The sequence below is a fragment of the uncultured Tenacibaculum sp. genome (genome assembly GCF_947499065.1).
In the GTDB taxonomy this organism is placed as follows: Bacteria; Bacteroidota; Bacteroidia; order Flavobacteriales; family Flavobacteriaceae; genus Polaribacter.
In genome coordinates this window covers 20,246-32,712 of sequence record NZ_CANMMT010000010.1, presented here as the reverse complement: position 1 = coordinate 32,712, position 12,467 = coordinate 20,246, and the positions used below count along the sequence as shown (strand labels likewise).

The window sequence follows — 12,467 nt, the reverse complement described above, 5'->3', positions numbered from 1 at the left end:
GGTTTTATAATTCTTCTTTGCTAAACTTTATTAGTTCTTAATTGGTAAGAAATTATAGTTTTTAGCGTAAAAATTCATTTGCTCTTCAAATGTATTTGGTTGTGTAATTTTTACATCAGTTATGTTTCCTTCTGCATCTTTTACAGGCTCTAAAACAGGATTTACAAACCCGCTATAAGGAGCTGACGTAAATTGTTTATTACGATCTAATACTTCTTTATGTATGTCTTGATCTACTTTTACACCATATCCTTCTACTAACGCTTTTGCAGCTTCAAAATCTCCTTCAGATTTAATTCTTTGCGCTTCTTTTAATAAACGTCCAAAAATCTCACGAAGCTTCATGTAATCATTTACAACAAAATATGTTTTTCCTTCTTTTGTTACTTTCTCTATTACATTATCTTTCTTTCCTTGTTCAAAAGCCCAAGCTGAAACCCATTGACGATTTACCATATGATCTTCTTCAATATCATCACCTAAATTGATACGAATTAACTGAGTCATTAATCCATTTCTGATATAACCATCATAAGCAGCTTTACCTACTTTTTGCCAATCATCTACTAATCCTAATTCTTGTAACTTAGGATCCATTAAATAATATAATCCAACTAAATCTGCTCTACCTTCTTCCATTGTAGAAGCATAGTTTTTTAATGTTTCTTTTGGCTGTCCTACTCCTTCGTTTATTTGTCCAGAAGCATGTCCAATTACTTCATGTAAAGCTGTATGTAACTTATCCGCTAACTTTCCATACTTAATTTCTAAATCTATTTCCTCTTGATCGTGAGCAAATTCTTTTAAACGTCCTGTTCCTCCAGCATTGTTATATGCTCCAATAATATTTCCTAAAGAAACTGATTTTGAACCATGTTGCTGACGAATCCAGTTATTATTTGGTAAATTTACTCCTATTGGTGTACTAGGTGATGCATCTCCTGCTTCTCCTGCTACATTTACAGTTTTGTATGATACTCCTACTACATTTTGTTTTTTATGCGCTGGAGATAATGGTGAGTTATCTTCAAACCATTGAGCGTTATCAGATAAAACCTTCATTTTTTTAGACATATCGAAATCTTTAATCTCAACTATTGTCTCATAAGATCCTCTATATCCTTTAGGATCATTATACACTTCAATGAATCCATTAATCCAATCAATATTTCCTTCAGTAGAAGTAGCCCATGCAATACAGTATTTATCCCAAACATCTAAGCTACCTGTTTTATAGTACTCAATTAATAACCTTAATGTTTCTGCTTGCTTTTCATTTTCTGCAACATCTTTAGCTTTTTCTAACCAAAAAATAATTTTATCAATTGCAGCTCCATACATTCCTCCAGACTTCCATATTTTCTCAACTAGTTTCCCGTTTTCACGTACTAATTTAGAATTCAATCCTGCTTCTATTGGTTGATTTTCTGGACCTTTATATGCTGTAGCGTAAAAATCTTCAACATCCTTATTTGTAATTTCTGGACCGTAAAAGTTTATAGCAGAAGCTAATACATTGTCTACTCCCGCTTTTTTATTCACCTTTTTCATGTCTTTATCGTTAAAAATAACGTCTAAAGCTTCTGGTGACATTGTTGTGTTTGTTTCTTTTAATAAAACTTCTAAGTATTCTTTAGAAAACTCAGCTTTAATTTTATCATTAGAATAATGATGGTGTATTCCGTTTGAAAACCAAACTCTCTTTAAATAAGTAGTAAAGTTTTTAAAATCCTGAGAAGTTCTATCTCCTTTAAATTCGTTATTTACTTTTTCTAAAGCTGTTCTTATTTCAAGATTATGGCGGTAATTTTGATCCCACATAATATCTCTACCAGCTAAACCAGCTTGAGTTAAGTAATACACTAACTTTTTTTCTTTTAAAGTTAATTGATCAAACCCTGGTATTTGGTATCTTAATACTTTAATGTCTGCAAATTGCTCAACTTCATAATCAAATTTTGCTTCTTTTTTCACCTCTTCTTTTGGTTCTTCTTTCTTTTCTACATTACAAGAAACCAAAAAACCAACTGCAGCTGCAGCACAAAGCATCTGTTTTAATTTCATTTTTTAATATTTAATTGATTTTCTGTCGATAAATGTACGAATTTTAAACTTCGTTATATCTAAAACAATCTGTTGTATGATCATTAACCATACCTGTTGCTTGCATATGAGCATAAATTACTGTTGACCCAACAAATTTAAATCCTCTCTTTTTTAAATCTTTTGAAATTGCATCAGATAATTCTGTCGTTGCTGGTACTTCTTCTCGTTTTTCAAAAGAATTTTTAATTGGTTTTCCATTTACAAATTCCCAAATGTATTTTGAGAAAGAACCAAATTCTTCTTGTACTCTCATAAAGGCTTGAGCATTTGTAATTGTTGCTTTTATTTTTAATTTATTTCTTATAATTCCAGCATTTTGGAGTAATTCTTCATATTTATCTTCTCCATAATTTGCTATTTTCTGATAATCAAAATCATCAAAAGCTTCTCTAAAATTTTCTCTTTTTTTAAGTACAGTTATCCAACTTAAACCAGCTTGAAAAGTTTCTAAAATCAAAAACTCAAACAACCTATCATCCTCATATACAGGAACTCCCCATTCTTTATCGTGATATTCTATATATAAAGGGTCATCACTTACCCAAAAACATCTTTTCTTCATTTCTTTATTTTAAAATTGAAAATTACTGTTAAACAGGCTAAAAATCAATGAAAAATGGAATAATTTTTGCAACTTTATAACTACTAAATCTTTAGATTATGAAAATTTTAAAACATTTATCCATACTTAGTGTATTTCTAATAATAGCTTACGCTTGTAGTTCTTCTCCTATTAAAAATAACTCTTCTTCAAAAGAAAAACCTGTGGTTATAAAAAACGATAGCTTAGAATATGAAATTATCATTATAGATCCAGGTTTTAATTATTATTTAAATGCTATTGCAAAACCTGTTGGTTTTTATACAAAGTCTTATTTAGAGAATAGAAACCGTGTTTATGTACCTATTTGGAATTCAAGAGTTAATAATCCTAATAATTTCAACCCTAACATATATGAAAATCAAATTGATTATAGTAACAATATTGATTATGGCTATGATGTAAATTATAAGTTATTTAACTATTTTGAATTTGCTCAACGTAAATATCGTATAAACTTAAGGTAACAACACAAACTCTATACAAAACTGTATATTTGCTCCAAAAAAAATTAACAATATAAAATGAAGTTTTTAAGAAATTTATTAGCATCAATTCTTGGTTTTTTTATAGCCATCTTTTTAATATTTATATTCTTTCTTGCTATTGCTGCAATTACTGGGTCAGAAGATGAAGTAGTTGTAAAATCAAACTCTGTGTTAGAATTAAGTTTAACTACACCTATAAAAGACTATGCCCCTAAAGAAGATAATCCATTAGCTGAAATTTTAGAGTTAAACGATGAAAAATTAGCTTTAAATAAAATTATCAATGCTATTGAAAATGCTAAGACAGATAACAACATTAAAGGTATTAGTATAAAAACTACGTATATAAATGCTGGAATTGCACAAACTCAAGCTATTAGAAATAAGATAGAAGAATTTAAAGAAAGTGGAAAATTTGTGTATGCCTATAATGATGTGTACACTCAAAAGAATTATTATTTAAGTTCAGTTGCAGACAGTATATTCTTAAACCCTGTTGGAGCCATTGACTTTAAGGGTTTATCTACTGAAATTTTATATTACAAAGATTTTGAAGATAAATATGGTGTAAAAATGGAGGTTATCCGTCATGGAAAGTATAAAAGTGCGGTAGAACCATACTTAAGTAATAAAATGAGTGATGCTAATCGCGAACAAACTACTTCTTTTCTAAATTCAATTTGGTCTGAAATTACTGAAGATATTAGCAACAGCAGAAATATTTCTGTAGAAAATTTGAATTTAATTGCTGATAATGCTAACGGAAGAAATGCTACTCTAGCAAAAGAAAACAAATTAATCGATGGAATTATTTATGTTGATGAATACAAAGAGAAACTTAAATTAGACTCTGATAAAAAAGTAAACACAATTACTTTAGAAGATTATATCAAATCTGGAAAAGGGAGAATCTACTCTGCAAGTAAAGATAAAATTGCAGTAATTTATGCACAAGGTCAAATAATGTATGGAGAAGGAAATGAAGATATTATTGGTCAAGGTTTAACAAATAGAGCTATTCGTAAAGCTAGAAAAGATAAAAATGTAAAAGCAATCGTTTTACGTGTTAACTCTCCAGGTGGAAGTGCTTTGGCTTCTGAATTAATTTGGCGTGAATTAGAATTAGCTAAAAAAGAGAAACCTTTAGTTGTTTCTATGGGTAATGTAGCCGCTTCTGGTGGTTATTATATTGCTTGTAATGCCAATAAAATTGTTGCTGAACCAACTACAATTACAGGTTCAATTGGTGTATTTGGAGCTATTCCAAACTTTAATCAATTAGCAGATAACATTGGAATAAATGCTGAGCAAGTATCTACAAATAACAGTCCAAGTTATAGTGTTTTTGAACCTATGAATCAAAAGTTTTATGATGTTACTAAAGAAGGTGTTGAACAAATCTATACCACTTTTGTAAATCGTGTTGCCACTGGTAGAAATATGACTTTTGAGCAAGTAAACGAAATTGCCCAAGGTAGAGTTTGGAGTGGTAAAGAAGCTAAAGAAAAAGGATTGATAGATAAGTTAGGAAGTTTAAATGATGCTATTGAAATAGCAGCTGAATTAGCTGATCTTGAAAATTATAAAATCCGTAATTATCCTAATTATAAAAAGGATTTAAAAGAAGCTTTAAACTTTTCTCCTTTTGGTAAAGTTTCTAAAGAAGAAATTTTAAAAGAAGCTTTAGGTGATGAACACTATCAATTATACCACAATATAAATCAAATGAAAAACCTAAGAGGAATTCAAGCTAGAATGCCTTTTATCTTTCAGATAAAATAAAGAAAGTAAATTCTAATAAAAAAGGCAGAGAAAATTTCTCTGCCTTTTTTTATTTTTATTTAAAAATTAATTATGATAACTATATGTTGCTTCAACATTAATCGATTCACTTTGATTTGTTGCAACTCCAATACCTTTTATAGGATAACCATCAGTATCATAAGTATACTCAATATTTAAAGAACCTAAAATTTTATTATCTGCGTCTTTATACACTACCTTAGTTAAGTTATTTACAGGTAACAATGCTCTAGCTTTAATAACTTCAGTTGGCTGAAAATTTACTCCTATTTGTAAGCCTACACCATCTAAAATTTCTATAATACCTGCTGCTTCTAAAGTTGAAAAGAATAAATTTGGTTTATCATCGTATTTAATTTCAGCTGTATGGTTTTCTACAGAATAAGTTCCAGAATTCGCATGATAAACATTATGCTTAAATAAAACTTTACTTGGATTCTTATTAGAATCATATTCTAGTACCTCACCATTTTTAAAAACTTCATAAGGAGATTTATATAATTGCTCAATAGAGAAGTTCTCCGGAGTACTACTTCCATTAGAAGCTTCTATTGTATTTCCATTATTACTATAATTTATTGTTTCAGTATTAGTATTTTCAGTTCCTGAAACACTTACTAGCTTATTTTTAGAATCATATGTAAAACTGGTGGTTACAACTCCTGAAGTAGCGCCTTTATCAAGCATTGAAATTGTTTTTAATCTCTTTTTCTTAAACTGACCATTGATTTCTTCAAAATCTTCTGAAGCTGAATTAGTACAACCAATAGACAATAGGAACCCTAAGCCTAATACAAAGGCTAATTTTAAATTATTCATAGTATTTTTTTTAATTATAAATTGAATTTCAAATATAATTAAATCAAAAAAAAACTCACAACCTAAATTGTGAGTTTTTTATATAATTATTGAATAATTTACAATTTGAATGCAGCTTTTACTTTATCTACATAATCTAATTTCTCCCAAGTAAACGTTTCTACTTCACGCTCAATAGTATCTCCCATTGGGTTCCTGAAAGTAACTGTTTTCTTTTCTGGAGTTCTTCCCATGTGTCCGTAAGCAGCTGTTTCAGAATAAATAGGCGTTCTTAATTTTAAACGTTGTTCTATAAAATAAGGACGCATATCAAAAATAGTTTCTACTACTTTACTTATTTCACCATCAGTCATATCAACTGTTGCAGTTCCATAAGTTTCAACATTAATACTTGTTGGCTTAGCTACTCCAATAGCATAAGAAACTTGTACTAACACTTCTTTACATAAACCAGCAGCTACTAAGTTTTTAGCAATATGACGAGTTGCGTAAGCTCCAGAACGATCTACTTTAGAAGGGTCTTTTCCTGAGAAAGCACCTCCACCGTGAGCTCCTTTACCTCCATAAGTATCAACAATAATCTTACGACCTGTTAATCCTGTATCCCCATGAGGTCCTCCAATAACAAAAATTCCTGTTGGATTAATATGATATGTAATATCATCAGTAAATAACGCCTGAATGTGCTCTGGTAATTTAGCTACTACTCTTGGTATTAAAATAGATATAATATCAGACTTAATTTTTGCTAACATTACCTCTTCACTTTCATCAAAATCATCATGCTGAGTAGAAATTACAATAGCATCAATTCTTTGAGGAACATTATCGTCAGAATACTCAATAGTTACTTGAGATTTAGCATCTGGACGTAAGTAAGTAATATCTTTATTCTCTCTTCTTAATTCAGCTAACTCAATTAACAAACGGTGCGATAACTCTAATGCTAAAGGCATATAATTATCAGTTTCATCAGTAGCATAACCAAACATCATTCCTTGGTCTCCTGCTCCTTGATCTTCTGGATTTGCTCTTTCTACTCCTTGATTAATATCTGGTGATTGCTCGTGAATTGCTGAAAAAACCCCACAAGAACTACCATCAAACATATATTCGCTTTTGGTATACCCTATTTTGTTTATTACATCTCTTGCAATTTTTTGAACATCTAAATATGTTTTAGATTTTACCTCACCAGCCAATACAACTTGACCAGTAGTTACCAAAGTTTCACAAGCTACCTTAGACGTTTCATCAAAAGCTAAAAAATTATCTATTAAAGCATCAGAAATCTGATCTGCTACTTTATCTGGATGTCCTTCAGAAACACTTTCTGAAGTAAATAAATATGACATAAACTTCTTTTTAAAAATTAACGGAAGAAAAACTTGGATTGCTTGGTCGCTAAAAGAAGTAGATAATTACTGCTTTAGCATTTTTTATAGAGGTTGCAATCAGATCAAATTTCTCCTCAAAAATTCAGCCGCAAAGTTATTGATTAAATTCAAATTTTAAAAAGCTTTTTGTTAAAAAAGAATTAAAAATAAAATTCTATATACGTAGTATATAACCAATTAAAAAATAAAAAAAAGTAAAAAATATTAGGAAATTAAATTTTTATAACTGAATATTTGCATTCGTAAAAGTTCAATCACTTATTGACGATGTTATCAAGAAAGGTGGAGGGATTAGACCCTATGAAGCCTTAGCAACCCTTTGTTTTATACAAAGAAGGTGCTAAATTCTACCAAAATGTTACTTCAGTAAAAAAATCGAGATGTAACTACAAGGATAGATAACCAAAAAGAAATTTCTATAAACTCATACTGAAATTTCTAATATTTCTTAATAACATTTTTCTAGTAAGTACGTCAAAACATTGACGCATTTGGCTTTTGGTTTAATTATTTATTAACTCAAAAACAAGAAAAATGAGTACACAAAAATTTGCAACAAAAGCGTTGCACGCAGGACATGATGTAAAACAAACAGGAGGCACAAGAGCTGTTCCTATTTATCAAACAACCTCTTATGTTTTCAATGACTCTGATCATGCAGCAAATCTTTTTTCATTAAAAGAATTAGGATTCATTTATACTCGATTAAACAATCCTACAAATCAAATTTTACAAGAACGTTTGGCCTCTTTGGAAGGAGGAATTGGTGCTGTTGTTTTTGCTTCTGGTACCGCTGCCATCTCTACAGGATTACTAACCTTACTAAAAGCAGGCGATCATATTGTAGCATCTAGTAGTTTATACGGCGGAACTTATAATTTATTAAATGTTACCTTACCTCGCTTAGGTATTACTACAACTTTTGTTGATGCTTCTGACCCTGAAAATTTCGGTAAAGCTGTTCAAGAAAATACAAGAGCATTTTTTGTTGAATCTTTAGGAAATCCTAAGCTTGATGTTTTAGACTTAGAAGCTATTTCTAAGCAAGCAAAAAAAGCTGAAGTCCCTTTCATTGTCGATAATACCGTTGCTACTCCTGCCCTACTAAACCCAATCAAGCATGGAGCTGATATTGTCATTCACTCTTTAACTAAATACATTGGAGGACAAGGAAACTCTTTAGGAGGTGCAATTATCGATGCTGGTACTTTCAATTGGGCTAATGGTAAATTTCCTGAATTTACAGAACCTTCAGCAGGGTATCATGGCTTAAAGTACTATGAAACTTTAGGTGCCGCATCTTATACTTTTAAATTAATTTTAGAAGGTCTACGTGATTTTGGAGGTGCTTTAAGTCCAACAAACGCTTTTAACATTATTCAAGGGTTAGAAACCTTAGACATTAGAATTCAAAAACATTCAGAAAATGCTTTAGCATTAGCCCAATGGTTAGAGGAACAAGAAGAGGTTGCTTGGGTAAACTATCCTGGTTTAAAAAGTAGTAAATACAAAACCTTAGCCAATAATTATTTACCAAAAGGTCAAAGCGGAATAGTCACTTTTGGAGCTAAAGGTGGTTTTGAAGCAGCAAAAACAATAGCTAATACCACTAAAACATTTTCACTTTTAGCAAATATTGGAGATACAAAATCTTTAATTATTCATCCTTCAAGCACTACACATCAACAATTAAATCCTGAAGAACAAGCTAGTGCTGGTGTTACAGAAGATTTAATAAGATTATCTGTTGGTTTAGAAAACATTGACGATTTAAAATCAGACCTAAAAGAAGCCTTCAATAAAATACCAAAGGAAGCTTTTGTTTAAAAGTTTAAAGACTACTTTAAATAATGAAAAGTGAATTATTACATATAAATATTCTTAGTTACACAACAGGAAGTGGTGCTCAGTTTAATGATATACCTTTAAGTTATCAGTTGTTTGGGAAACACTTGGGTACTGCTCCTGTTATTCTAATTAATCATGCATTAACAGGAAATAGCAATGTTGCTGGCGAAAATGGTTGGTGGAAAGATATTATTGGAAAGAACAAAGTAATAGATATTCAAAAATATACTGTTTTATGTTTTAATATTCCTGGTAATGGTTATGATAATTTCTTAATAGATGATTATAAAAATTTTGTAGCTAGGGACATTGCCAATATCTTTTTATTAGGCTTGGAAAAACTAAACATTAAAAAGCTATTTGCTTTAATTGGTGGTTCTTTAGGAGGAGGCATTGCTTGGGAAATGGCCGTTTTAAAACCAACAATAACTGAACATTTGATTCCTGTTGCTACAGATTGGAAATCTACCGATTGGCTAATTGCAAATTGTCAAATTCAAGAACAGTTTTTAATCAATTCTAGCAATCCAGTACACGATGCTCGCATGCATGCTATGCTTTGTTATCGTACTCCAGAGTCTTTTAAAAAACGTTTTCAACGTTCAAAAAATGAAGAATTACAAATTTTCAATGTAGAAAGCTGGTTACTTCATCATGGTAAAAAATTACAAGAGCGCTATCAATTAGCATCTTATAAATTAATGAATCAATTATTAAAAACAATTGATGTAACCAAGGAACGTAAAGTCTTAAATGTGTTAGAAACGATAAAAGCCGACATTCATATTATAGGAGTTGACTCTGATTTGTTTTTTACTGCTGAAGAAAATAGAGAAACACACAAAGAACTTGCTACAGTACATTCAAATGTAACTTATAATGAAATCAATTCTGACCACGGTCATGATGCTTTTTTAATAGAATACGAACAACTAAAAGAAATTATTGAACCCATATTCAATAAAAATTCAAAAAACAACAAAATGAAAGTTTTAAAATTTGGTGGAAAATCATTGTCAAACAAAGGAATACACAATGTAATTTCTATTATAGAAAATAAAATTAATGATGGTGAAAATATTGCTGTTGTTGTTTCTGCTCGTGGAAACGCTACCGATACTTTAGAAGATATTTTAAATAAGGCTGCTAAAAACGAAGCATACCAACAACAACTTGAAGCTTTTAAACATGAACAAGCATTACTAACTCCTTTAATAGATTTTTCTTCAGAATTCTCTCGTTTAGAGAAGTTATTTGAAGGAGTAAACTTATTAGGCGATTATAGTATTAAAATAAAAGATGAAGTTTTAGCACAGGGTGAATTACTATCTATAAAAACTGTTTCTGAATTATTACAGCAAAAAGGAATTAATGCAAATCCTACAGATTCAAGAATATTATTAAAAACCGATGAAAATTTTGGTAATGCACAACCAATTTTAGAGGTTTCTAAGGAGAATGTTAAAAAACATTTTAACCAATTTAATAATACTACCGTAAATGTAGTATCAGGTTTTATTGCTTCAAACTTAAAAAATGAAACCACTACTCTCGGAAGAAATGGTAGTAATTATACGGCATCTTTATTGGCTAATTATTTAGATGCTGATGAATTACAAAATTACACACATGTCGATGGAATATTTACAGCTAATCCAGATTTGGTAAGTGATGCTAAAAAGATAGAAAGTCTTTCTTTTTCTGAAGCAAATGAATTAGCAAACTTTGGTGCTAATATTTTACATGCCAAAACAATTATTCCTTTACTTGAAAAAAACATCAATTTGAGAATATTAAATACCTTTAATCCTAACGATAAAGGAACTTTAATAACCTCTAAATCTACTTCAAAAGGAATAAAATCATTATCCGTTTTAGATAATGTAGCTTTATTAAACTTTGAAGGAAGAGGTTTATTAGGAAAAGTTGGTGTTGACGCTCGTATATTTAAAACCTTAAGCAGTTCTGATATTAGTGTTAGTTTTATTTCTCAAGGATCTTCAGAAAGAGGCATTGGATTGGTTGTTGAAAAAACTAGAGCCGGAGAAGCTATAAAAGCATTGAATAAAGAATTTGAAAATGAATTTTACACCAAAGATGTCCATAAAATATCTGTAGTAAAAGATATTGCTGTAATATCAATAATTGGACAAGATTTAAGTGAATTTCATCATCCTTATAATGCCTTAATCAAAAATCAAATAATACCATTATTATTTAATAATACTGTTACAGGCAAAAATATTAGCTTGGTTGTAAAAAAAGAAGAATTACACAAAGCTTTAAACGTAATCCATGGACAAGTTTTTGGAATTTCTAAAAAAATAAACATTGCTCTTTTTGGTAAAGGTTTAGTTGGAGGAACTCTAATAGAACAAATATTAGAAAATGCTAAGACCGTTTTAGAAAAACGAAAAATACAGTTAAATATTTTTGCTATTGCCAACTCGAAAAAAGTACTTTTAACTAAACATGGAGCAACTAAAAGTTGGAACAAAGATTTAGAAGGTTCAAAAGAAAGCAGCACAATAGTTCAAGATATTATTGACTTCTCTAAAGAAAATCATTTAGAAAACTTAATTGCTGTTGACAATACGGCAAGTACCGATTTTATTAACAACTATATTCCTTTAGTAAATGCTGGTTTCGATTTGGTTTCATCTAATAAAATAGCCAATACGGTATCATATAATTCTTATAAAAATCTAAGAAAAACTTTAGAAAACACCAATAAGAAGTATCTATACGAAACTAATGTTGGTGCCGGATTACCATTAATTGACACTATTAAACTATTACATGACTCAGGAGAAAACATTACCAGAATTAGAGGTGTTTTTTCTGGATCTTTAAGTTATATATTCAATCATTATTCATCAAGTAACTCAACATTTTCAAAGGTATTACAAGAAGCTATAGATAAAGGGTTAACAGAACCAGACCCTCGTGAAGATTTATGTGGTAATGACGTTGCTAGAAAACTATTGATTTTAGCCAGAGAACTTGACTTAGAAAATGAATTTGAAGATATTTCAATAGAAAATTTAATTCCAAAAGAACTTCAAAACATATCTTCTACAGTCTTTTTATCTGACTTAGAAAAATTAGATTCTTCTTTCCAAAAATTAAAAGAAAATCAAGAATCAAATCATGTATTAAGATATATAGGAGACTTATCTGGAGACCTACAACAAACAAAAGGAAACTTAAGTGTAAAACTAACTTCTGTTCCTATCAATTCACCTCTTGGAAGTTTAAAAGGCTCTGATGCTATTTTCGAAATTTACACAGAATCTTACGGAGAGCAGCCTATTGTAATTCAAGGAGCTGGAGCTGGAGCAAAAGTAACAGCTAGAGGAGTATTTGGAGATATTTTACGATTAGCTAATAACAACAACTAAACAT

The 12,467-nt window shown here is 30.0% G+C and carries 8 protein-coding genes and 1 riboswitch; of the genes, 4 read left to right on the top strand and 4 right to left on the bottom strand.

What is annotated here, in order from left to right; all coding sequences use genetic code 11:
- Positions 1 to 30 precede the first annotated feature (30 nt).
- Both Q0958_RS16280 and Q0958_RS16275 read right to left on the bottom strand, forming a co-directional pair.
- A complete protein-coding gene (locus Q0958_RS16280; RefSeq protein WP_299124945.1) occupies positions 31 to 2,064 on the bottom strand; it encodes a dihydrofolate reductase in 2,034 nt (677 codons plus the stop codon).
- A gap of 43 nt (positions 2,065 to 2,107) precedes the next feature.
- Entirely contained in the window at positions 2,108 to 2,668 is a 561-nt protein-coding gene (locus Q0958_RS16275) for a DNA-3-methyladenine glycosylase I (RefSeq protein ID WP_299124942.1), read from the bottom strand.
- A 98-nt stretch (positions 2,669 to 2,766) separates the two neighbouring features.
- Between Q0958_RS16275 and Q0958_RS16270 the strand changes: the two genes are divergently transcribed.
- Both Q0958_RS16270 and sppA read left to right on the top strand, forming a co-directional pair.
- Entirely contained in the window at positions 2,767 to 3,174 is a 408-nt protein-coding gene (locus Q0958_RS16270; protein ID WP_299124940.1) for a DUF6146 family protein, read from the top strand.
- A 57-nt stretch (positions 3,175 to 3,231) separates the two neighbouring features.
- The gene (sppA, locus tag Q0958_RS16265) at positions 3,232 to 4,977 is read left to right on the top strand and encodes a signal peptide peptidase SppA (protein WP_299124937.1); all 1,746 of its coding nucleotides are present in this window, start codon (positions 3,232 to 3,234) and stop codon (positions 4,975 to 4,977) included.
- 66 nt (positions 4,978 to 5,043) lie between these two features.
- Here sppA and Q0958_RS16260 read toward each other — a convergent pair whose 3' ends face one another.
- Positions 5,044 to 5,817 (bottom strand): hypothetical protein, encoded by a 774-nt coding sequence (locus tag Q0958_RS16260; protein ID WP_299124935.1) that lies wholly within the window; start codon positions 5,815 to 5,817, stop codon positions 5,044 to 5,046.
- A gap of 98 nt (positions 5,818 to 5,915) precedes the next feature.
- A complete protein-coding gene (metK, locus tag Q0958_RS16255; RefSeq protein ID WP_299124933.1) occupies positions 5,916 to 7,172 on the bottom strand; it encodes a methionine adenosyltransferase in 1,257 nt (418 codons plus the stop codon).
- Between the two features lie 309 nt (positions 7,173 to 7,481).
- A riboswitch (SAM riboswitch) is annotated at positions 7,482 to 7,592 on the top strand.
- Positions 7,593 to 7,748: 156 nt separating this feature from the next.
- Here metK and Q0958_RS16250 point away from each other — a divergent pair.
- Positions 7,749 to 9,041 carry an O-acetylhomoserine aminocarboxypropyltransferase/cysteine synthase family protein gene (locus tag Q0958_RS16250; protein ID WP_299124932.1) on the top strand — a complete coding sequence of 431 codons (1,293 nt, stop codon included), beginning with the start codon at positions 7,749 to 7,751 and terminating at the stop codon, positions 9,039 to 9,041.
- Positions 9,042 to 9,064: 23 nt separating this feature from the next.
- Positions 9,065 to 12,463 (top strand): bifunctional aspartate kinase/homoserine dehydrogenase I, encoded by a 3,399-nt coding sequence (gene thrA, locus Q0958_RS16245; protein WP_299124931.1) that lies wholly within the window; start codon positions 9,065 to 9,067, stop codon positions 12,461 to 12,463.
- The last annotated feature ends 4 nt before the right edge of the window (positions 12,464 to 12,467 follow it).